Raw genomic sequence first — 21703 nt, forward strand, 5'->3', positions numbered from 1 at the left:
CAACGGAACGCTGAAGGGCATTAATTGACCTTCAACGTATAAGGTTAGCAGATTATTACAAAATAATGATATTTTTCTGAATCTTACACCGTTTCCAGCTTCGCGTAGGCTGCCACCAGCCATTTGATTCCCTGCCCCTGGAACGCCACCTGCAGGCGGCTGTGCTCACCGCTGCCTTCCAGATTTACAATGGTCCCTTCGCCAAACTTAGAATGACGCACGCGCTGGCCCAGCTTGTAACCGGTGTCGGTTTCCGCCATCGGCGATCCCATCCGCTGATGGCTGACCGGACGGCTGATGCTGGCACGCAGACGCACCTCTTCCACGCACTCCTCCGGCAGCTCACCGATAAAGCGCGACGGGCGGTGATAGACCTCTTTACCATACAGGCGGCGGGTTTCGGCGTAGGTCAGCGTCAGCTTTTGCATCGCTCGCGTCACGCCGACATAGGCCAGACGACGCTCCTCTTCCAGGCGTCCGCCTTCATCCAGCGACATCTGGCTCGGGAACATCCCCTCTTCCATACCGACGATAAACACCTGCGGGAACTCCAGACCTTTGGCGGAGTGCAGGGTCATCAGCTGAACCGCATCCTGCCAGGTGTCCGCCTGCCCTTCGCCCGCTTCCAGCGCAGCGTGAGAAAGGAACGCCTGCAGCGGCATCAGGTCTTCATCTTCTTCGTTGTAACTGAACTGGCGCGTTGCCGTCACCAGCTCTTCTAAGTTCTCAATACGGGTCTGGCCTTTCTCGCCTTTTTCCTGCTCGTACATGGTGCGCAGGCCGGAGTCTTTGATCACCCGGTCGGTCTGCACGTGCAGCGGCATGTCGGCCGTTTCCTGCGCCAGCGCGTCAATCAGCTCGAGGAAACGCTGCAGGGCGCTGGCAGCGCGGCCGGCAAGGGCTTTTTCCTGCAACAGCTCGCGACACGCCTGCCACAGCGTCAGCTGGCGATCGCGCGAGGCCTGGCGCACCACGTCCAGCGTGCGGTCACCAATGCCACGGGTTGGTGTGTTGACCACGCGCTCAAACGCCGCGTCGTCGTTACGGTTGGCAATCAGGCGCAGATACGAGAGCGCGTCTTTGATTTCCTGACGTTCGAAGAAGCGCATACCGCCGTAAATGCGGTAAGGCATCCCCACCTGCAGCAGCGCCTCTTCCAGCACGCGCGACTGGGCGTTGCTGCGATAGAGAATGGCACACTGTTCCAGCGCGCCACCGTTGTCCTGCCAGGTTTTAATGCGGTTCACCACGAAGCGGGCTTCATCAAGTTCGTTGAAGGCGCAGTAAATCGAAATCGGTTCGCCGTCGACGCCGTCGGTCCACAGTTTTTTCCCCAGACGCCCGTTGTTGTTTTCAATCAGGGCGTTGGCCGCGCTCAGGATATTGCTGGTTGAGCGGTAGTTCTGCTCCAGACGGATGGTCTGTGCGCCCGGGAAGTCATTGAGGAAGCGCTGGATATTCTCTACCTGCGCCCCGCGCCAGCCGTAGATTGACTGGTCGTCATCACCCACGATCATCACCTTGCCGGTATCGCCGGCCAGCAGGCGGATCCACGCGTACTGGATGTTGTTGGTATCCTGGAATTCGTCCACCAGAATATTGGTGAAGCGTTCGCGGTAGTGCTGCAGGATATGCGGTTTGTTGAGCCACAGCTCGTGGGCGCGCAGCAGCAGCTCGGCGAAATCCACCAGGCCGGCGCGATCGCACGCTTCCTGATAGGCCTTGTAGACGTTCTGCCAGGTCTGCTCGACCGGGTTGCCGAAGCTCTGAATGTGGTGCGGGCGCAACCCTTCGTCTTTCTGGCCGTTGATGTACCACATCGCCTGACGCGGCGGCCACTGCTTCTCGTCGAGGTTCATCGCCTTAATCAGACGTTTCAGCAGACGGAGCTGGTCTTCGCTGTCGAGGATCTGGAAATCCTGCGGCAGATTGGCATCCATATGGTGCGCGCGCAGCAGGCGGTGCGCCAGGCCGTGGAAGGTGCCGACCCACATGCCGCCCTGGCTGGTGCCCATCAGCTGGGCGATACGGTGGCGCATCTCCGCCGCCGCCTTGTTGGTGAACGTGACCGCCATGATGGAGTACGGCGAGCAGTTCTCCACGCTCTGCAGCCAGGCGATACGGTGAACCAGCACGCGTGTCTTACCACTGCCCGCCCCCGCCAGCACCAGCAGGTTTGTGCGCGAGGCGGCAACCGCGTCACGCTGTTTGTCATTAAGGCTGTCGAGCAGGTAAGAAACGTCCATTGGCACCGTCACGTCATGTCGGGCAGGCGAATAGCATTCGCCAAAACCCTGTTAATTTATACAGAACAATTGATGATTATATCAGCGTCGTGAGGGATGCCAACCGCGAAATTTCCAGGTGTGGCAGAAGACTGCTATCGGAGGCGATCATCAGGTCGGCGTTTTCCGGCTTGATCCAGCAGGCCTGCATGCCGCAGCGGATGGCTCCGGCCACGTCTGTGGTCAGGTCATCCCCCACGTGCAGGATCTGACCCAGCGGCAGGTTCAGCTTTTCCGCCGCCAGATGGTACATATCGTTAAACGGCTTCGCGCGCCCGTGGGGGCCCGCACGCAGCACAAATTCAAAGTAATCACTCAGGCCAAACAGCTCCGGCTGGGCATTGCCGTTGGTGATCGCCACCAGCGGCCATTTTTCGGCAAGGGCAGTCAGCGTGTCGTGGGTCTCCTGCGGCACGTCGATACGGCTGCGCCATTTGGCGAAGTGTTCCATTGCCGCTTCAGCCCCAATGGCCGCATCCTGTACGCTGAGCCCCGCGTTGAGCATCGCCTGCTCAACCGCGCGGCGACGCCATTCGGTCACGTCGTGGTAAATCTCCGGCTCGGTCTCCCGCAGGGACTGACGCAGCTTCTGGAAGTCCTTGTTCTGTATCGTTTTCAGCGCCGGATGGTAGTTCTGGACAAACGCCAGCGACTCCTGCTCGGTACGCAGGATCACGTCGCGGTTGTCATAAAGGGTGTCATCAAGGTCAAACGTCAGGGCGGAGATCTGACCGAGTGGGCGGTAAAAACGCATTATTTCCCCCGTTTGGCGCGTGGATGCGCCGCGTCGTACACCGAGGCAAGGTGTTGAAAGTCTAAGTGGGTATAAATTTGAGTGGTCGACAGATTCGCGTGGCCGAGCAGTTCCTGCACGCCGCGCAGATCGCCGCTCGACTCAAGCATGTGTGTCGCAAAGGAGTGGCGCAGCTTGTGCGGGTGAACGTGGCTGTTAAGCCCTTGCTTAATGCCCCACTCCGCAAAGCGCTTCTGCACGTTACGCGCCGAGATCCGCTTGCCGAGTTTCGACAGGAACAGCGCATCCTCTTCTGCGCCAAACAGCCCGCGCAGATCCAGCCAGTGCTCAATCCAGGAGACCGCATTGCGGCCAATCGGCAGGCGGCGCTCTTTGCTGCCCTTGCCCATCACCCACACTTCGCCGGTCTCCAGGTCGAGATGTTTTACATCAAGGTTAACCAGCTCCGAGAGACGTAACCCGGCACCGTACATCACCTCCAGCATCGCGCGGTCGCGCACGGCCAGCGGATCGTTCAGATCGATATCCAGCAGGCGGTTGACGTCGTCAACGTCGATATTTTTCGGCAGATGGCGCGGGGCTTTCGGCGTGGCGATCCCTTTTGCCGGGTTGGCTTTTAAGCCTCCCTGGCTGACCAGCCAGTCGAAGAAACTGCGCAGGGCGGAGAGCCTCAACGCCAGACTTGCGGGACTGAGATTTTTTTTACGGCTACGTACAACGAACCCACGTACCGTCGCAGCATCACATTGTTGCCAGCTTTTCAGGCCGATTTCGTCGGCAATCTGCATGATGGCATCAAGCTGACGCTGATAGTTGAGCAGGGTAATAGGGCTAAGCTGACGCTCCACGCCCAGATAGCGCAAAAAGCGGGAGACGTCTGTGGCGAGCAGTTCGTCCATCATACGCGCTCAATCCAGCGCTCCAGCAGCTCAGGCAGCATCAGGGCAATCTCCTGCAGCAGGTGCGTGGCCTGCCCGCGCTCGTAGTGATGCGCGTCGCGGCTGGTAAATAAGATGACCCCCAGATCGCCATCGCGCCCCATCAGAGACATCGCTACCGAACCAATCGCTTTGGCCTCCGGCAATACCACCAGCAGTTCGGGTCCGTTCAGCGGTCCCAGATAGTGATGCTCATGACCCAGACGCTGAATGCGCAGCGGTTCAAACGCCTGACGGCTAAGTGCCAGATGGGTAAATCCCGACGGCGCGCCAATGCGCCAGCGGTCAGGGAAAAGACGGATCGTTGCGCCCGCCAGCCCAAGCTCGCGCGCCCAGCGATGGAAGCGGTTGAGGAACTCTTCGAGGCTGTGCGCCGACGCCAGACGCGCCTGCAGATGGAGCAGACGGTAGAACAGACTTTCGTTTGTACTCGCCTGTTCCATCAGCAGCGTCATGTTCTCTTCAAGCTGATTGATGTGGTTGCGCGAGCGCGCCATATGCCATTCGACCAGCGACACGGTTCCGCGAACCGGATGTGGCACGCGCATCTCTTCGACGACGCGTGCATTGCGAATAAAAAACTCAGGATTGCGCAGCAGATAATCAACAACAGCCCTGTCGTCCAGTTCCGTCACTGTTTCCTGCAGTTCTTCCCCTGGTTGTTTCATAGATGGATAAACCCGTCATAGACATGTGCCGCCGGGCCAGTCATATAAAGTGGATGACCCGGTCCTTTCCAGGCGATATCAAGCCGACCGCCTGGTAACTCCACGCGAACCTCTTCTGCCAGTAATCCCTGAGAGATGCCCACGGCCACCGCCGCACAGGCGCCGCTTCCGCAGGCCTGCGTCTCGCCCGCGCCGCGCTCGTAAACCCGCAGACGGATGTGCTCGCGTTTCACCACCTGCATAAAACCGATGTTCGCGCGCTCCGGGAACCGTTCGTGGCTCTCCAGCACCGGGCCGAGGGTTTCGACGGCGGCCGTTTCCACATCATCAACCTGAATCACGCAGTGCGGGTTACCCATTGAGACAACGCCGCACAATACTGTCTGCTCGGCCGCACGCATAATATAGGTCTTTTCCGCTTTGTTTGCGCGAAACGGTACGACGGAAGGCTCGAAGTTTGGCTCGCCCATGTTCACCCGCACCAGCTCATCATCGGTGACGCTGAGCACCATACGACCATTGGCCGTACTGACGCGAATATCACGCTTGTTGGTCAGCCCTTTCAGGCGGACAAAGCGGGCAAAACAGCGCGCGCCGTTGCCGCACTGATTCACTTCGCTGCCATCCGCGTTAAAAATACGGTAGTGGAAATCGAGGTCGGGATCGTACGGTGGTTCAACCACCAGCAGCTGATCGAACCCCACGCCCAGATGCCGATCCGCCAGGCGGCGGATCAATTCCGGGGAGAAAAACACATTCTGCGTTACCGCGTCGACGACCATAAAATCGTTGCCAAGGCCATGCATTTTAGAGAACTGCATCATTTGCTCCATTGCGCGGGTACAGAACGTTGTCGTCAGAGATTAACCTGAGTCGGGCCGCCGTTGTTGCCACGATCGTTAGTATCTGGCGTAGAGGACTCAATGCCGCTGTTCACCGGTTTCGTCGGCGGTGGTGCGGTTTTATCCGCTGGCGGGAAGTACAGCGGTCCCTTCAGTCCGCAGCCAGTCAGGCTAAACAGCGTGATGAGAACGGCAAGCGTTCGGAAAGCGTTTTTCATTATAAAGTTGCCCGTAAGTTCAAATCTGTTTCTATCATCGCAGGAGAAGACACAAAAGCAAGAGTTTGCCGCTTTCCTGCAACGGGATTTATTTAGGGTTATACTGCCGGCATCACGAAAAACAGGAACAAAACCATGAACGACAGTGAATTCCATCGCCTTGCCGACACCCTGTGGATGACCATTGAAGAGCGTCTTGACGACTGGGACGGCGACAGCGATATCGATTGTGAAATCAACGGCGGTATTCTGACCCTGAGCTTCGAAAATGGCAGCAAAATTATTATTAACCGCCAGGAGCCGCTTCACCAGGTATGGCTTGCGGCCAGACAGGGCGGCTATCATTTCGATCTGAAAGACGGGGAGTGGGTTTGCGACCGCAGCGGCGTACCGTTCTGGGATTTGCTGGAGCAGGCGGCGACCGCGCAGGCGGGCGAGGACGTGCGTTTCAGGTAGTTTTGTTGCCCGGTGGCGGCTACGCCTTACCGGGCCTACAACGACTCGAACCGTAGGCCGGGTAAGCGCAGCGCCACCCGGCGAAAAGAGTCAAGAGAAGTACTGCTGCAACAGCGGCGCGGTGTCCTGATTGGCAGGGGCGGCAGGCGTTACGGTCTGAGTCCGGAACGGAATCACCTGCGCACGGCCATCAACGTTCACAATCTGGTAGAACTGCGGCAGGTTAAAGTTGATAAAGCTTGAGCCGTAGGTGAACCGGTCATGCGAAGAGGAGTAGAAGCGGCTGACGTCGCGCACCAGCTCCTCTTTACTGCCTTCACAGTGGTGATAGACCTCGGCGCGGTTGGTCTCATCCAGAATGTAGATGTTGAAACCGGCATCATCGCCCGACTCTTCAAAGAAGAACTGAATAATCCCTTCACTGGCAAAACCATCCACCACCTGCGGCAGCTTAACGTGGTTGGTTTCCACCTGCACCGACAGACCATGCAGTTTGTTATGCGAAATCGCGCCATAGAACTCGATGGCATTTTCCAGCTTCTGTACTGACACATTGAGACGTTCGAAGAACAGGCCCCAGGTCTGGCCAGAAACGCGCAGCGCTTTAAAGCGGCCCGTTTCCTGACGGGTACTGGAGAGACGCAGCTCAATACACTCCGAGACCAGCTGCTGCACGCGGGTACGAATCAACCCACGCAAATGCTGGCTGTAGCAGAACACTTCCACGCTGTCCGGCGGCGCGGCATCCTGGTGCATCTTGCCGAGAATGGTTTTCAGCGCTTCGATCATCGCCTGCTCGCCGTTGAAGTGCAGGGTACGCACTTCGTTCCACGAGTTGCGGTACAGCAGATCCACGCTGCCCACCAGGCAGTTTTGCTGCTCGCCAAAGCTAAAGACGTCCAGCTTGCGGAAGTCGAAATGAACCACCTGATTGCGGAAGGCCGCCGTCGGGTCGTATTCCAGGTTAACGATGATCGCCAGATGGCGGATCTCGCACGGGCTGTAGAGCGCTTTCGGCGTGGGTGCCGGCAGGCGCAGCGGGAAGTGGTGGGAGACATCCGCCACCATCTCCTGCAGTTTAGCGAGATCGACCACCTCGTTGCCTTTGATGAACAGACGCGTGCGTGAGGTCAACAGGCCGTTAAACCAGGCCCAGGCCACCAGCTTGTTCAGGTAGCGGTTATACTCCAGCGGCTGATGGCTGATGATCGAGTCCATGCTGGGGGCGCGGTTATACAGATACCACCCGGTGCGGTTCGCGCGGCCCGGCGGAACATAGATAAAGGTCAGGTTCGGTTCTGACAGGTCAGGCGAAATCTGTGGGTTAACCAGAGTCACTTTACCCGGCAGCGCTTCAAACGCGGCGTACAGTTTACGGGTCAATACCCCAATGTCCTGCGGGCTGGCGGAAACGCTGAGGTTGTTACGGCGCGCAAAGCGGATCAGATTACGGTAGCTTTGCATCATCGCATCGAGCAGTTCGTTGTGCGCTTCACGCACCTGATCGATTTTCCAGTTGGCCCGGTTGTCGAGCATGGAGAGACGCTCTTCGCCCCATCCCCACTCTTTCACTAACTGCGTGACCACTTCACGACGCCAGCCGACGCAGGCGCGCTCGCGGCTCAATTTCTCACACACTTTGAGATAGAAACATCGACGCACCAGGTCGAGACGCGTGGTGTCATCAATGGCTTTCAGGTATTCGGTCACGCGCTCCAGCATCATGCAGTAAGCATCCAGCCCGAAGGAGACAATTTCCCCGTCGTGCAGACGCTGCTTGATATCTTTCGCCAGCAGGCGTGGCGTGGGGTATTCCCAGGAATAGGCTTCAAGCAGCAGCGTTTTCAGCACCGCTTTGTACGGTGAGTCGATGCTCTTATAGAGCTGCCAGAGGCTTGCGCCAAAGTACTCTTCGGCTGACAGCGAGCTCAAGCCGCCGAGGTCCAGCCATTCGTTTGGCGTCAGTACGCCCTGCGCATAAAGCGACATGACGTAATCGTCGTAATGCTCTTCTTCTTCGCACGGGACCATATTCCACAGAATACGCTTCCCGGCCAGGCGCACAGCAGTACGGTAAAATTCATCCAGCAACAGGATGTGCTGCGTCGAGCCGCAGTCCTCACCACCCAGACTGCCGCTTTCGTTATGGCGGAAACGGTTTTCATCAATCAGGAAGAAGCTCACTTCCACGCCGAGCGACGCCGCCCAGCTCTCCAGCAGGCTGCATTTACGCTGCAGCAGCTGACGCTCTTCGTTATCGAGCCAGGATTGATGACAGACCCAGATGTCGAGGTCTGACGAACAGCTTTGCCCTACCGATGAGGTACTCCCCATCGAGTAAACCCCGGTAATCGGCAGTTCACCCTTCGGAGACTCCTGTGGCGGCATGCCGCGGTAGAGTTCCAGTTCGTTGAGATAATGCTGTTGGGTTTCATCAGGCGTGAAGAGGCAAATGCCCTTGGGAACGTTACCGTCAAGGTAGCCAGGCATTAGCGGATGGTGATAGTGCAATAATGTCGGCAGCAGACTGTAAACCTGCTGGAAAGCAGGTCCCATAGCAGCAAGCGCGCGATCCACACGCAGTTGATTTATGGCATCCAGTCTCTGTTTCAGAGTCTCAATATAGAGGTACAAGACGTATCGCCTGATGTTTCCGGGTATCGCATGCTATTCAAAACACGAATAACAGCGGGCCCCGCAGTATTTCAAAAAGATAACCGTTACCCTTTTTCGCCTTATCATTATGCTGGTACCGACGAAAAAATGGTCTAAAACGTGATCAATTTAACACCTTGCCGATTGACCGTAAAGAAAGTTGCGCTACATACAAAGTGTAGCACCGTTCTGTACGTGTAAATTCCTTAATACGGCTGTGGCTGACGAATACGCCGCCTTGTCCCTCTCACTCTTCATCAACCGTAAAACTGCCATCCCAGAGTCAACAATGTTAGGATGGTTGGCGATTGATAATGACGGTAACAAGCATGTTAGACAATGTTTTGAGAATTGCCACACGCCAAAGCCCTCTCGCGCTCTGGCAGGCACATTATGTTAAGCAGCGCCTTGAAGCCTGCCACAGTGGATTGCGCGTCGAGCTGGTGCCGATGGTCACGCGCGGTGATGTGATCCTGGATACGCCACTGGCGAAAGTGGGCGGCAAGGGCCTGTTTGTCAAAGAACTGGAACTGGCATTGCTTGAGAACCGCGCCGATATCGCCGTACATTCGATGAAAGACGTGCCCGTCGAGTTCCCGGAAGGGCTGGGGCTGGTGACCATCTGCGAGCGCGAAGATCCGCGTGATGCGTTTGTCTCTAACCGCTACGACTCGCTCGATGCGCTGCCTGAGGGAAGCGTGGTTGGCACGTCCAGTTTACGTCGCCAGTGTCAGCTGGCGGCGCGTCGTCCCGATCTGATCATTCGCTCGCTGCGCGGTAACGTCGGCACGCGTCTGGGCAAACTGGATAACGGTGATTACGATGCCATTATTCTCGCCGTTGCCGGGCTGAAGCGTCTGGGGCTGGAAGAACGCATTCGCATGGCATTGCCGCCAGAACTGTCGCTGCCGGCCGTTGGCCAGGGTGCCGTCGGCATTGAGTGCCGTCTGGACGATGCGCGTACCCGCGAGCTCCTTGCCCCGCTGAACCATGACGAGACCGCTATCCGCGTAAAAGCCGAGCGTGCGATGAATACCCGCCTCGAAGGGGGGTGCCAGGTGCCGATTGGCAGCTATGCTGAATTGACGAATGGTGAACTGTGGCTGCGCGCGCTGGTCGGCGCTCCGGACGGTTCGCAGATGGTGCGCGGTGAACGTCGTGGTAACGCGCAGGATGCCGAACAGCTTGGCGTCTCGCTGGCAGAAGAGTTACTGGATAACGGCGCCCGCGTAATCCTGGCTGACGTTTATAATGGAGAACCCCCTGCATGAGTATTCTTGTCACCCGCCCTTCTCCCGCAGGAGAGCAATTAGTGAGCCGTCTGCGCGCACTGGGGCAGGTGGCCTGGAGTTTTCCGCTGATTGAATTCTCCCCGGGTCGGGAGCTCTCTGCGCTCGCCGACCAGATGAATACCCTTCAGGACGGTGACCTGCTGTTTGCGTTATCGCAACATGCCGTGGAATTTGCCCACGCGCAGCTGCAACAGCAGGGTCTGCCCTGGCCAACTGCCCCCCGCTATTTCGCGATTGGCCGCACAACAGCACTGGCGCTGCATACCGTAAGCGGCGCGGACGTTCGTTACCCGTTAGATCGGGAAATCAGTGAAGTCTTGCTACAATTACCTGAATTACAAACTATTGCCGGAAAACGTGCGCTGATATTACGCGGTAACGGCGGACGCGAACTGATAGGTGAAACGTTGCGGGAGCGCGGGGCTAACGTGACGTTCTGCGAATGCTACCAGCGTTGTGCAAAACATTATGACGGTGCAGAAGAGGCGATGCGCTGGCATACGCGCGGCATTAATACCCTAGTCGTGACCAGCGGTGAAATGCTGCAGCAGCTCTGGTCACTTGTGCCGCAATGGTATCGTGAAAACTGGTTACTCCACTGTCGGCTTCTGGTCGTCAGTGAGCGTCTGGCGAACCAGGCCCGGGAGCTGGGCTGGCATGATATTCGGATCGCTGATAACGCCGACAACGATGCGCTGCTGCGCGCATTACAATAACTCTCAAATGGGAAGCCATAATGACGGAACACGATAAATCCTCCGCCGTGGTTGAAGAGACCAGGGAGACTGTGGAGACTACGCCACAGCCAGAGACGACTGAGAAAACCGCTGAGAAGAAAAACGGCAGCAACAAAACGAGCCTCACGCTGAGCGCGATTGCCATCGCCATTGCGCTGGCAGCAGGCGTAGGTCTGTACGGTCTGGTAAAACAACAGAGCGCTAACCAGACTTCTACCAGCGATGCGCTGGTGAATCAGCTCAGCGCCCTGCAAAAAGCGCAGGAGACGCAGAAAACTGAACTGGAATCGGTGATTAAACAGCAGGCCGCCGCGCTTGCCGAAGCGAACAGCAAACAGGAAGAACTGACCAAACAGCTGGGCGAAGTGCAGCAGAAGGTCGCCACGATCTCCGGTACCGATGCCAAAACCTGGTTGCTCTCGCAGGCTGACTTCCTGGTGAAGCTCGCCGGACGTAAGCTCTGGAGCGATCAGGACGTCACCACTGCCGCTGCGCTGCTGAAAAGCGCCGATGCAAGCCTGGCAGACATGAACGATCCAAGCCTTATCACCGCACGTCGCGCGATCACCGAAGACATCGCCAGCCTCTCTGCCGTCTCGCAGGTGGATTATGACGGCATTATCCTTAAAGTGAATCAGCTTTCGAATCAGATAGATAACCTGCAGCTGGCGGATAATAACGACGACGACTCCCCGATGGATTCCGACGGGACCGAGCTTTCCAGCTCCCTGAGCGAATGGCGCGTGAACCTGCAAAAAAGCTGGCAGAATTTTATGGACAGCTTTATCACGATTCGCCGCCGCGACGAAACCGCGGTCCCGCTGCTGGCGCCGAACCAGGATGTCTATCTGCGCGAAAATATTCGTTCCCGACTGCTGGTGGCCGCTCAGGCCGTGCCGCGTCATCAGGAAGAGACTTACAAACAGGCGCTGGATAACGTCTCAACGTGGGTACGCGCTTACTACAACACCGATGATGCGACGACCACCGCCTTCCTTGAAGACATTGATAAACTGAGCCAGCAGAACATCACCATGAACGTGCCGGACAAGCTGGCCAGCCAGCCGATTCTGGAAAAACTGATGCAGACGCGCGTACGCAATCTTCTGGCGCAGCCGGGCGTACCGGCAGAGCAGACGGGCGGAGCGGCCCCCGCTCCTGCTTCCGCACCGGCGCCTGAAAGCGCGCCGCAAGGAGAGTAATGATGCTAAAAGTCCTCTTACTCTTCGTCCTGCTGATCGCCGGGATCGTGCTGGGGCCGATGCTTGCCGGTCATCAGGGCTACGTCCTGATCCAGACCGATAACTACAACATCGAAACCAGCGTAACGGGCCTGACGATCATTCTGATCCTCGGCGTAGTGGTGCTGTTTGCGCTCGAATGGATCCTGCGCCGTCTTTTCCGCACCGGTGCCCATACGCGCGGCTGGTTCGTTGGCCGTAAGCGCCGCCGCGCCCGTAAGCAGACCGAACAGGCACTGCTTAAGCTCGCGGAAGGTGACTATCAGCAGGTTGAAAAGCTGATGTCGAAAAACGCCGACCATGCCGAGCAGCCAGTGGTGAACTACCTGCTTGCTGCCGAAGCGGCGCAGCAGCGCGGTGATGAAGCCCGCGCCAATCAGCACCTGGAACGGGCGGCTGAGCTGGCGCATGGCGACCCGATTCCGGTGGAAATTACGCGCGTACGTCTGCAGCTGGCACGCAATGAGAACCACGCGGCACGCCACGGTATCGACCGCCTGCTGGAAGTCGCGCCACGTCATCCGGAAGTGCTGCGTCTTGCCGAGCAGGCCTATATCCGTACCGGTGCGTGGGGCTCGCTGCTGGACATCATTCCGTCGATGGCGAAGGCCGATGTTGGCGATGATGAGCACCGTGATGAGCTTCAGCGTCTGGCGTGGATTGGCCTGATGGACCAGGCGCGCGCCGATCTCGGCAGCGACGGTCTGAAAACGTGGTGGAAGAACCAGAGCCGTAAAACGCGCCAGCAGGTTCCACTGCAGGTGGCAATGGCGGAACATCTGATTGAATGTGACGATCATGACACCGCCCAGGAGATCCTCCTCGACGGTCTGAAGCGTCAGTACGACGATCGTCTGGTGATGGTGATCCCGCGCCTGAAAACCAACAATCCTGAGCAAGTCGAGAAAGTGCTGCGTCAGCAGATTAAAACCGTTGGCGATCGCCCGCTGCTGTGGAGTACGCTCGGTCAGTCGTTGATGAAGCACGGCGAATGGCAGGAGGCGAGCCTTGCCTTCCGCGCGGCGCTGAAACAGCGTCCGGATGCCTTCGACTATGCGTGGCTTGCCGATACGCTGGACAAGCAGCATAAGCCGGAAGAGGCGGCAGCGATGCGCCGCGATGGGTTATTGCTGACGCTGCGAAATAACGGCAGCCAGCAATAAATAAAAAGGAGGCCAGACGGCCTCCTTTTTTTATCGCCTTTCTCCTGCTACATTCTTTACACCCTAATCCGCAAACGAACCCGCCAATGTAACGATGTCTTTTCATTAACCTTTTTTCACACACGCGCATTTTCTGCAGCGTGGATTAAATCGTTTTTGAAAGGAAATCGTCATGAACTCGCTTATGTATGCGCTTATTGAAGCGCTGCGTTGCCATCGCTGGCTGCGCCTGCTTGCCTGTGCCTTTATTTTTTCTTCGCTGGGGAATGGGTTAACCCAGGTGGTGGTCTTTGGTTTACTGTTAGCGTGGTCGGCCCCGCCCGCCCTGCTCACTCTCGCTTTTCTTTTTGCTACGATCCCGGGATTTATCGGCAGCCTGATCGGCGAAAAGCTATGCTCACGCTATTCTCCCCTGTCCCTGCTGATACTGACCGAAGCACTGGGCTTGCTCGCCCTGCTCTTTCCCTTGCTTGGCGTGGGTTATCACAGCATTGCCGCGCTACTCGCCGTGCAGTCCACCGAAGCGCTGCTCAGCGGAATGAGCTGGCCCGCGTTGACGTTGCTTTTTAAGCGCGGCCTTAGTGAAGCGGAACTGCCTGCGGCAACCTGTCTGGAAAATGTGATTTTTGCCTCGCAGGTGTTGTTAGGCACCGGACTCGGCGTAGTGTTGTTCCAGAAGATATCCGTGTTTACCTTGCTGGCGATTGATGCCGCCAGCTTTGTCGGGTCCCTGTTTTTGCTGTGGCTAGCTGGACGCCGGTTATCTGCGCCAGCGCTGCCGATCTCCGGCAAAAAGGAGGTACCGGTGGCGTTACGCTGGGGGACATTGACCGTTCGACAAAAACGCAGCCTGCTCATTCTGCCGGCGCTGGCAGCCGTTGGCTCACCGGCCATGGCGCTTCTTCCGGCACTGGCGCAGCAACTCCACCCTCAGGATGCGGCGGGCCTTGCCCTGCCTCTGCTTTTCGCGAGGAGCATGGGGCAACTTTGCGGCCCCCTGCTGTTAAAAAAAGAGAGTCTTACCCGCTTTGTGGTTCACACACCGCGACTCATCGTTTGTCTCGGCATCTTTTTGGCCGCTTATGGAATACTGCCGTTGTTGTCCGGGTGGGTGGTATATGCGCTGGGGATGATCTTTATCGCACATCTGGCCTCGAATGTTCTCTTCGCGGCTGGCACGTTTGCTGTACTCAGTAGTTTTCATCGCACGCAAACCGCGTCAGCCAGCGGTAAAGCCTGGCGCTGGCAAACGCTCAGTGCCTCGCTTTTCACCGGCATCGCAGCAATAGTGGCTGCCAGGGTCGGGTCAGTGCAGGCACTCTATACGGTCTCGTCAGCGGCCCTGCTGATGGTTGTCCTGATCATGCACCGGTATCAGGAATAAGGCATAAAAAAACGCCTGCTATAAAAGCAGGCGTTAAAACAGGTCTGTAAGACAACATATTTGGTGCTTCACTCAACGTTATGTCCATGGTGTTTGATGAGGCCGAAGCGACATCTGTCAGTGGACGATAAGCACCGTAAATGGCTCTGCGTCATTCCTGAGTTTATGAGGCACTAAGGCGAACATAAGAGATGGAATGAGCATCTACACGTATATTATTGCATGTAACGTGCCAACATGACACCAGGAAGTTTTACATGGCGCAACATTTTAAGATAAAAGGAAATTATGCTGTTGAGCGTCATCTTAAGCCCGACAACGTATCGTTCAATACAGAAATATGTCGCCAGGAGGAGACAGCAAAACACATATCCTGGAAAGCACTTTATTTTCAATAAGTTGCATGTCGCTGAATCGCGACAATAAGATGGAGTGCTGTCGGGGAATCACTACAGGGAAGAAAAGTGGCAGAAAACAAAAAACCCCGCCGAAGCGGGGTTCAAAATTGGTCGGCGAGAGAGGATTCGAACCTCCGACCCACTGGTCCCAAACCAGTTGCGCTACCAAGCTGCGCTACTCGCCGATGTACTGCTTTTTGAATTTTTAGTTCAATTCATTTAAAAAGTCGTGGTGCGAGGGGGGGGACTCGAACCCCCACATCCTAAGGACACTAACACCTGAAGCTAGCGCGTCTACCAATTCCGCCACCTTCGCAATTCACAACTCTTTCAATAATGGGGTGGCTAATGGGATTCGAACCCACGACAACTGGAATCACAATCCAGGGCTCTACCAACTGAGCTATAGCCACCACTGTATTCTTTCACGCGGTACTGACTACTTCTCAGACCACCGCAGCTCTAGCGCCGGGACTAAAATGGCGCGCCCGACAGGATTCGAACCTGAGACCTCTGCCTCCGGAGGGCAGCGCTCTATCCAGCTGAGCTACGGGCGCTTAGCGCCGTTGCGGGGCTGGATATTACGTACCTCCGTCCCCGCTGTCTAGTGCTTTTTTGAAAAAAATGCGCGTTTGGTTATGGTTTGCACATTTTGCCGCTTATTCCTCCACTTTCTGCGTGGTGGCACGGCGACCCAGGCCAAAAAGCTTATAGGCAGCCGTCACTGCCGCCAGGAAGATCACCCCGACAAACAGCGACATGCGGGTATCTTCATTAAAGTACATTCCGATTAATACGCAAATCAGGAATGCCATCGTCAAATAGTTCGCATACGGGAACAGAATTGAGCGGAACGGATGGCTTGCAATCGCCTTTTTATGCGCATGACGGAAACGCAGCTGGCTGATGAGAATAACAAACCACGGCACCATGCCCGGCAGTACGCTGGCACTGTAGACGTAAACGAACACGCGCTGCGGATTCGGGATGATGTAATTCAGGCAAGAGCCAATCAGCAGGATCGCAATGGATACCGCCACACCCGCAACCGGCACGCCAGCACGTGAGACTTTGCTCATTGCGGCAGGCAGCTGGTTATTCTTCGAGAGCGCATAGAGCATACGCCCACAGCTATACATCCCGCTGTTACAGCCTGACAACGCCGCCGTCAGGACCACAAAGTTAATGATACCCGCCGCCGCCGTGATACCAATTTTGGCGAAGGTTAAAACAAACGGACTCCCCGTCGTGCCAATTTCGTTCCACGGGAAGATGGTCACGATAACGAAGATCGCGCCCACATAAAAAATCAGGATACGCCACAGTACTTTGCCCACTGCACTACGCAGCGTAACCTGTGGGTTTTTCGCTTCACCGGCTGTGATCCCGATGAGCTCCACGCCCTGATACGAAGCCACAACGATACACAGCGCCGTCAGGAAGCCTTTCCAGCCGCCAGCGAAGAAGCCGCCATTTTCGGTCAGATTGCCAAAGCCAATCGCGTGTCCACCGTTGCCAAAGCCGAAGAAAATCACGCCCAGTCCGACGACAATCATCACGATAATGGTGGTGACTTTAATCATTGCAAACCAGAACTCGATCTCACCGTAAAGACGTACGGCGGCCAGGTTTGCCAGCGCCACCAGCCCCACGGCTATTAGCGCGGGTATCCACTGGGCCATATCCGGGAACCAGAACTGAACGTAGACCCCTATCGCGGTGATCTCTGAAATGCCCACCGCCATCCACATAAACCAGTATGACCAGGCCGTCAGGTAGCCAAAGAACGGGCTCATATACCGGTGTGCATAAACGGCAAAAGAGCCGGTTACCGGTTCCAGGAAGAGCATTTCGCCCATGGAACGCATAATGAAGAAAACAAACAGCCCGGCGATAATGTACGCCAGTAAGACGGAAGGGCCAGCCCATTTTAGGGTGCTTGCAGAGCCCATAAACAGGCCCACGCCGATAGTGCCACCCAGCGCTATCAGTTCAATATGACGAGCTTCCAGCCCACGCTGTAGCTCCGGTTTTTTCTCAGCCATAGATCCTCGATTGTGTTTGCTGTTTCCCGGCTTAAGACCGGGTATTGTTTTTTAGGGGGACTAAAATACGGAGCGAATGGTTTCTTAAAATGTGCCAAATGGCAAACGATGCATTAAAAAAATGAATGCATTGCACAGATTATCAGCAGTTTTGCAGGCGAGTTGCAGCGCGAATAGCATATCGCGCTACATTTTGATTACATTTTCCCGGTGTGATGCCAGGCGAGATAGCGAAGCAGACGGATCTGTCGTTTAATACGCGTCGGTTGCGATAACAGGCGGTACAGCCACTCCAGCCCGAGATTTTGCCAAACCTTAGGCGCACGCTTAACGTGGCCGGTAAAGACGTCATACGTGCCGCCGACACCCATATAAAGGGCATCAGGGCAGACCAGACGGCAGTCGCGCATCAGGATCTCCTGGCGCGGGGAGCCCATCGCCACGGTAACAATTTTCGCCCCGCTGTCACGAACGCGTTCAAACAGAGCCTGCCGCGCTTCAGGTTTGAAGTAACCATCCTGGCTGCCGACAATATTCACATTCCATTGACGACGCAGTTTCTCCTCAGTCTGAGCCAGAACCTCCGGCTTCCCGCCAATCAGGAACACGGGCGTGCCCTGCGCGCCGGCGCGAGCCATGAGCTGCTCCCAGAGATCGGCTCCCGCCACGCGAGAAACATTAGCGTCAGGATACTTTTTACGGATGGAGCGAACCACGCTGATGCCGTCCGCGTACTTAAACTCCGCCGCTTCAATCAGGCTTTTGACCTCGGCGTTATCTTCCACCGCCAGCATCTTTTCCGCATTGATGGCGACCAGCGTACCGGATTTCATCTGGCCGTCGGCGAAGAGAAAGTCCAGCGCATGCTGCATGTCGCGCCAGCCAATCAGCTGCAGACCCCGTAGCGCATAGCGCGGTGCAGAAATGTTATCAGTCATTACTATCCTTACTCAGACTTGTGACAGCGTTGTGCTGCCCTGACGCTCGCGCCTGTGCACAAGCCCTGCATTATCAAACAGCCAGTACAACAGCTTGGCCAGTAACAGGCAGACGCCGAAAACAACCATGAAGAACACCACGCGCGAAACAAACGAATCCAGTCCTTCACGCGCCAGAACGATCATATTGAAAATGGCACCGAAGCAGAAACTGTGCAAAATGGCCGCTTTATAGCGGTTGGTCTCTTCATTGCCACGCAGGTAAAGCCAGTCGAACCACTTGATAATCAGCCCCACGGCAACCGCCCCGGGCAGAATGAACCACGCCCCCCCCATCACCACCAGGGAACCGAGCAGCGTTGGCGAGATTGCCAGACCGGAATGGTTGTTCAGCACTTCCCACGTAAAGTAGTTCGCCGTATTCAGCACCACGCCAGGGCGGTCCGGCCATAGCCAGGAAGGGATAAAGACGTAGAAGTCGCGAACAATCGGTGCCAGCCCCTGGAAATCAATCTTGTCGTAGTTTTGCAGCAGTAATGCCAGGTTTTCCCACGGCGAGAACGTATCCCGCGTAAGGTAGAGGAACGTATAAAACGCCTCATCACCCGCCACGTTCATTCCGTACCGCTTCAGCGCCAGCCAGAACATCCCCACAATGCCAAACACCCCGGCGGCAACCAGCATCCACAGCGAGATCCAGCCGCGGATGATGCCAATAAACAGGAAGATGGCGAAAGCGATAATGATATTGGCGCGCGTACCGCCCACAATCATATAGGTCAGGATGCCAAACGCGACGGTACTGACCAGGAAGAACAGCCACGCTTTACTGTCCTGACGCAGGAAAAAGATCACCAGCATCGCCGGGATGAAGAAGTAGAAGAAACGCTTAAGCGCCACGCCCGACACTTCGGCAGAAAAAATCTGGCTGTAGGAGTGCAGCTTAAACAGCAGGAAGCCGTTGTGCATGAAGAAGATGCCGACACTGACCAGGGCGATTGTCATCAACATCACCCACGTCAGGTGGGTCTCCACCCGGTTCATGGTAAAAAGCGCCCGGCGCGGCGCGGTGGCCTGCGCGGAACGCAGACGCGTTTTATAGGTAACGTAGTAGACCGCATAGAAGCAGGTCGCCGCCAGAAGCGCCTGGAGCAAAATTTCCGGCGGCGCGACGCTCACGTCAAAGCGGAAGACGAGAATGCTGGTAAGCGGGAAACCGAAAAAGAACGTTAGCAGAAACAATAACGAGAAGAACACGTTAAAGTTGAAACGCACGCGGCGGAATTCGAACCAGGTGAGCGTACCGATAAACAGGATGCTCAGCAGCCAAACGACCAGCAAACCGCTGAATTGCAACTGGCTCATGCTTTGTCTCCTGCAGCGATACGCAGTGCGCGGTGCCACGGCGTGAGGTAATTCGGGCTAAAGAAGTCGATGGCGTTTTTATCCACCAGCGCCAGCTGTCGCTGTGCTTCCCGAACAACCTCTTCATTAAGCACATCCGTGGTAAACAGGACCGGAAGATGCTGTTCGGCCATGTCCTGCCAGAACGGGTTATCGCGGTTGAGCACGCACGGGATCCCCGCCTGAATAAGCAGACACAGCGTGCCAATGCCCTGCTGACGGGCAAAGATGAAATACCCGAGGTCGCATTTTCTCAGCAGCGCGAGATACTCCTCAAATTCCAGCTTATGCCGCAGAATATGCAAATTCTCCGCGCTGAATAACGCGAGCCCCTGCTGGCGAACCTCATCAATGTAGGCGTCGTTATTGGCGGGATAGCCCATCGGCACCACCACCTTCACCGTGTCGCCAAACTGCTGATGCACCGCCCTGAGCGCTGCAACATGTTCGTTACTGCGATCGCCGGAATTCCCCACCAGGATCGTCAGCTTGCCTTCTCGCACCGTGTCATTCGCCATGGCGTTCAACGCCGGATCCATGCGGGTCGGGAAATAGAGCAGCTCACCGCGCACATTCGGATGCTGCTTCGCAAAATAGTTGAGATCGCCACGGGTAGCAAAAACGCAGCCCACCCGCCCCTGGGCCATACGGCGCAGGGGATAAAACAGACGGAATTTCCAGCCGCGGGAGACTTCGTAGAGATCGGCCCCCCAGATATGCCAGCTGCACTGGGAAGGTTTAATCCCCCCGCTGAGAAGCCCCAGCCACAGGCCGGTATTAAACTGCCCGTGGAAGAAGAATCGTTGCTCACGATCCGCTTTGGCTTTGGCAATCACCGCCTTTGCCAGCGTGGCCTTATCCGGCCAGAAGCTCATGTTCAGCGCCGGAAATGCTGCGCTCAGGCCCTTATCCTGACCTGCAACCATAAACTCACGCGCATCGGGATTACCCGATGCCAGCTCGTCGTTGAAAAACCGCAAAACGGTCTGGTTATGGTGTGGGATATCCGATCCCAGGATGTGAATCAGTGCAGTCATGCGCGTTTACGCCACAATAAAAATACGCCGCAACAGGCAGCGAAATAAACGATATACGTTGCCATATAGGCCTGAGCCGCCCCCAGCGCGCCGTGCGCGGGTATCAACCAGTGCGAGAACGACGTCAGTAACACAAACTGGCTAATTTCCGCCAGGATATACAGCCGCAGTGAGGCCTTCGCAATCACCAGGTAGCCGAAAACGTAAGCCCCCACTTTCAGTACATCGCCCACCAGCTGCCAGGCAAAGAGATCGCGCATGGCGGTGAACTTCGCCGAGAAGAGCAGCCAGATAGCGACATCGCGCAATAACCAGACGGTGAAGCTGGCAGCCGCAACCGCCGGCAACACAAAGCGCAGCGATCGGAAAATCTCGCGGGTGATATCCTGTCTGGACGTCAGACGCGATAAGGTTGGCAGCAAATAAACGCTAAAGGAAGCCGTAATAAACTGGAGGTAGGCGTCAGAAATGCTGCTCACGCCCTGCCAAATCCCGACCTCCTCCCAGCTATAATGCGCCGCCAGCAGGTTTCGCATCATCACATAGGCCACGGGCAGCGTGACGGAGGTGATGAGCGCCATCAGGGTAAATTTACCCAGCTGGCTGGCAAGCAGCTTGTCCCATTGCGGTTTCAGGTAGCGCAGAGGGATGACGCCCCGACGCATCAGCATAAACGCGGCAGGCACAACCACGAGGGCCGGTACCAGCGCCAGCCCGAGCAGGGCGCCTTCATAGCCACCGAGGCGATAGCAGAAGTAATAGGCAATAACACCAATGACGCTTCCCAGGATTAACGCAAGGGCGTTCCCGGAAGCATCACGAAAACCTTTCATCAGCGCCAGCAGCAGGTTAGCCCAGGCAATACCCATCTGCACCAACGCAACCAGACGCACCAGTCCCTGATAGTGGGTGTGACCGAACAGTCCCTGGCTGATGGGGGCCGCCGCCAGCAGAAAGACAATCGCCATCAGGGTCGAAAAACCCGTGACCATCGCCGAAGCTGTCCCCACCACACGGCGCAGCTGCAGCGCATCATCATGATACTGCGCAACGTATTTGGTCACGCCGTTGAAGATTCCGGCACCGGCCAGCACCCCAAGGACGGTAACAAGCTGGCGGAAGTTACCCGCCATCCCGACACCTGACGGGCCAAATGAGACAGCCAACAGCTTGACGACCAGCAGTCCGGCGCCAATTTTTACAAGTGTGGACGCGGCGGTCCACACCGATGCTTTTGCCAGAGACATA

18 protein-coding genes and 4 tRNA genes are annotated in these 21703 nt (G+C 56.6%); 6 read left to right on the plus strand and 16 right to left on the minus strand.

Annotated features, from left to right (window positions below):
• Window positions 1-83 precede the first annotated feature (83 nt).
• The 6 genes from uvrD to lptM all read right to left on the minus strand — a co-directional run bounded on the left by uvrD (window position 84) and on the right by lptM (window position 5705).
• Window positions 84-2246 carry a DNA helicase II gene (gene uvrD, locus SP99_RS21565; RefSeq protein WP_025757548.1) on the minus strand — a complete coding sequence of 721 codons (2163 nt, stop codon included), beginning with the start codon at window positions 2244-2246 and terminating at the stop codon, window positions 84-86.
• Between the two features lie 76 nt (window positions 2247-2322).
• Window positions 2323-3039: a 5-amino-6-(5-phospho-D-ribitylamino)uracil phosphatase YigB gene (gene yigB / locus SP99_RS21570; RefSeq protein WP_047959690.1), complete on the minus strand. Its 717-nt coding sequence runs from the start codon at window positions 3037-3039 to the stop codon at window positions 2323-2325.
• Window positions 3039-3941 (minus strand): tyrosine recombinase XerC, encoded by a 903-nt coding sequence (gene xerC / locus SP99_RS21575; RefSeq protein WP_047959691.1) that lies wholly within the window; start codon window positions 3939-3941, stop codon window positions 3039-3041. The genes yigB and xerC overlap by 1 nt, the downstream gene beginning before the upstream one ends.
• Window positions 3938-4645: a DUF484 domain-containing protein gene (locus SP99_RS21580; RefSeq protein ID WP_025757552.1), complete on the minus strand. Its 708-nt coding sequence runs from the start codon at window positions 4643-4645 to the stop codon at window positions 3938-3940. Before SP99_RS21580 ends, xerC begins: the two co-directional genes overlap by 4 nt.
• Window positions 4642-5466, minus strand: a complete 825-nt coding sequence (gene dapF / locus SP99_RS21585) for a diaminopimelate epimerase (protein ID WP_008501545.1) — start codon at window positions 5464-5466, stop codon at window positions 4642-4644. Before dapF ends, SP99_RS21580 begins: the two co-directional genes overlap by 4 nt.
• A gap of 35 nt (window positions 5467-5501) precedes the next feature.
• The gene (gene lptM / locus SP99_RS21590; protein ID WP_013099260.1) at window positions 5502-5705 is read right to left on the minus strand and encodes an LPS translocon maturation chaperone LptM; all 204 of its coding nucleotides are present in this window, start codon (window positions 5703-5705) and stop codon (window positions 5502-5504) included.
• A 135-nt stretch (window positions 5706-5840) separates the two neighbouring features.
• Here lptM and cyaY point away from each other — a divergent pair, with 135 nt between their 5' ends.
• A complete protein-coding gene (cyaY, locus tag SP99_RS21595; protein WP_047959692.1) occupies window positions 5841-6161 on the plus strand; it encodes an iron donor protein CyaY in 321 nt (106 codons plus the stop codon).
• A gap of 90 nt (window positions 6162-6251) precedes the next feature.
• Here cyaY and cyaA read toward each other — a convergent pair whose 3' ends face one another.
• Window positions 6252-8795, minus strand: coding sequence for a class I adenylate cyclase (gene cyaA / locus SP99_RS21600; RefSeq protein WP_025757556.1), 2544 nt, complete (start codon window positions 8793-8795; stop codon window positions 6252-6254).
• A gap of 350 nt (window positions 8796-9145) precedes the next feature.
• Between cyaA and hemC the strand changes: the two genes are divergently transcribed.
• From hemC to SP99_RS21625, 5 genes are all read left to right on the plus strand, one after another.
• Entirely contained in the window at window positions 9146-10087 is a 942-nt protein-coding gene (gene hemC / locus SP99_RS21605) for a hydroxymethylbilane synthase (RefSeq protein WP_047959693.1), read from the plus strand.
• Window positions 10084-10824 (plus strand): uroporphyrinogen-III synthase, encoded by a 741-nt coding sequence (gene hemD / locus SP99_RS21610; protein WP_047959694.1) that lies wholly within the window; start codon window positions 10084-10086, stop codon window positions 10822-10824. Before hemC ends, hemD begins: the two co-directional genes overlap by 4 nt.
• Before the next feature lie 20 nt (window positions 10825-10844).
• Window positions 10845-12047 carry a uroporphyrinogen-III C-methyltransferase gene (gene hemX, locus SP99_RS21615; RefSeq protein ID WP_025757560.1) on the plus strand — a complete coding sequence of 401 codons (1203 nt, stop codon included), beginning with the start codon at window positions 10845-10847 and terminating at the stop codon, window positions 12045-12047.
• Window positions 12048-12049: 2 nt separating this feature from the next.
• Window positions 12050-13249, plus strand: a complete 1200-nt coding sequence (gene hemY, locus SP99_RS21620) for a protoheme IX biogenesis protein HemY (protein ID WP_047959695.1) — start codon at window positions 12050-12052, stop codon at window positions 13247-13249.
• Between the two features lie 172 nt (window positions 13250-13421).
• Window positions 13422-14633: an MFS transporter gene (locus SP99_RS21625; protein ID WP_047959696.1), complete on the plus strand. Its 1212-nt coding sequence runs from the start codon at window positions 13422-13424 to the stop codon at window positions 14631-14633.
• Between the two features lie 506 nt (window positions 14634-15139).
• Here SP99_RS21625 and SP99_RS21630 read toward each other — a convergent pair.
• From SP99_RS21630 to wzxE, 9 genes are all read right to left on the minus strand, one after another.
• Window positions 15140-15216, minus strand: a tRNA-Pro gene (locus SP99_RS21630).
• 45 nt (window positions 15217-15261) lie between these two features.
• Window positions 15262-15347 (minus strand) — tRNA-Leu (locus tag SP99_RS21635).
• A gap of 21 nt (window positions 15348-15368) precedes the next feature.
• Window positions 15369-15444: transfer RNA gene (locus SP99_RS21640), tRNA-His, on the minus strand.
• A 67-nt stretch (window positions 15445-15511) separates the two neighbouring features.
• Window positions 15512-15588 (minus strand) — tRNA-Arg (locus tag SP99_RS21645).
• 102 nt (window positions 15589-15690) lie between these two features.
• Window positions 15691-17076 carry a bifunctional threonine/serine APC transporter ThrP gene (gene thrP, locus SP99_RS21650; RefSeq protein WP_025757567.1) on the minus strand — a complete coding sequence of 462 codons (1386 nt, stop codon included), beginning with the start codon at window positions 17074-17076 and terminating at the stop codon, window positions 15691-15693.
• Between the two features lie 197 nt (window positions 17077-17273).
• On the minus strand, window positions 17274-18014 hold the full coding sequence (wecG, locus tag SP99_RS21655; RefSeq protein ID WP_025757568.1) for a lipopolysaccharide N-acetylmannosaminouronosyltransferase: 741 nt from the start codon (window positions 18012-18014) through the stop codon (window positions 17274-17276).
• A 12-nt stretch (window positions 18015-18026) separates the two neighbouring features.
• On the minus strand, window positions 18027-19379 hold the full coding sequence (gene wzyE, locus SP99_RS21660; RefSeq protein WP_047959697.1) for an ECA oligosaccharide polymerase: 1353 nt from the start codon (window positions 19377-19379) through the stop codon (window positions 18027-18029).
• Window positions 19376-20455, minus strand: a complete 1080-nt coding sequence (locus tag SP99_RS21665; RefSeq protein WP_045285575.1) for a TDP-N-acetylfucosamine:lipid II N-acetylfucosaminyltransferase — start codon at window positions 20453-20455, stop codon at window positions 19376-19378. The genes wzyE and SP99_RS21665 overlap by 4 nt, the downstream gene beginning before the upstream one ends.
• Window positions 20452-21702 carry a lipid III flippase WzxE gene (gene wzxE, locus SP99_RS21670; RefSeq protein WP_047959698.1) on the minus strand — a complete coding sequence of 417 codons (1251 nt, stop codon included), beginning with the start codon at window positions 21700-21702 and terminating at the stop codon, window positions 20452-20454. The genes SP99_RS21665 and wzxE overlap by 4 nt, the downstream gene beginning before the upstream one ends.
• Window position 21703 lies beyond the last annotated feature (1 nt).

Source organism: Enterobacter sp. BIDMC92, assembly GCF_001030225.1.
In the GTDB taxonomy this organism is placed as follows: Bacteria; Pseudomonadota; Gammaproteobacteria; order Enterobacterales; family Enterobacteriaceae; genus Enterobacter; species Enterobacter sichuanensis.

Coding starts and splice junctions, on each gene's coding strand:
- lptM (WP_013099260.1), bottom strand. CDS start 5,705: ATGAAAAACGCTTTCCGAACGCTTGCCGTTCTCATCACGCTGTTTAGC.
- xerC (WP_047959691.1), bottom strand. CDS start 3,941: ATGATGGACGAACTGCTCGCCACAGACGTCTCCCGCTTTTTGCGCTAT.
- SP99_RS21665 (WP_045285575.1), bottom strand. CDS start 20,455: ATGACTGCACTGATTCACATCCTGGGATCGGATATCCCACACCATAAC.
- SP99_RS21625 (WP_047959696.1), top strand. CDS start 13,422: ATGAACTCGCTTATGTATGCGCTTATTGAAGCGCTGCGTTGCCATCGC.
- uvrD (WP_025757548.1), bottom strand. CDS start 2,246: ATGGACGTTTCTTACCTGCTCGACAGCCTTAATGACAAACAGCGTGAC.
- hemX (WP_025757560.1), top strand. CDS start 10,845: ATGACGGAACACGATAAATCCTCCGCCGTGGTTGAAGAGACCAGGGAG.
- SP99_RS21580 (WP_025757552.1), bottom strand. CDS start 4,645: ATGAAACAACCAGGGGAAGAACTGCAGGAAACAGTGACGGAACTGGAC.
- wecG (WP_025757568.1), bottom strand. CDS start 18,014: ATGACTGATAACATTTCTGCACCGCGCTATGCGCTACGGGGTCTGCAG.
- wzyE (WP_047959697.1), bottom strand. CDS start 19,379: ATGAGCCAGTTGCAATTCAGCGGTTTGCTGGTCGTTTGGCTGCTGAGC.
- thrP (WP_025757567.1), bottom strand. CDS start 17,076: ATGGCTGAGAAAAAACCGGAGCTACAGCGTGGGCTGGAAGCTCGTCAT.
- yigB (WP_047959690.1), bottom strand. CDS start 3,039: ATGCGTTTTTACCGCCCACTCGGTCAGATCTCCGCCCTGACGTTTGAC.
- dapF (WP_008501545.1), bottom strand. CDS start 5,466: ATGCAGTTCTCTAAAATGCATGGCCTTGGCAACGATTTTATGGTCGTC.
- hemD (WP_047959694.1), top strand. CDS start 10,084: ATGAGTATTCTTGTCACCCGCCCTTCTCCCGCAGGAGAGCAATTAGTG.
- hemC (WP_047959693.1), top strand. CDS start 9,146: ATGTTAGACAATGTTTTGAGAATTGCCACACGCCAAAGCCCTCTCGCG.
- wzxE (WP_047959698.1), bottom strand. CDS start 21,702: ATGTCTCTGGCAAAAGCATCGGTGTGGACCGCCGCGTCCACACTTGTA.
- hemY (WP_047959695.1), top strand. CDS start 12,050: ATGCTAAAAGTCCTCTTACTCTTCGTCCTGCTGATCGCCGGGATCGTG.
- cyaY (WP_047959692.1), top strand. CDS start 5,841: ATGAACGACAGTGAATTCCATCGCCTTGCCGACACCCTGTGGATGACC.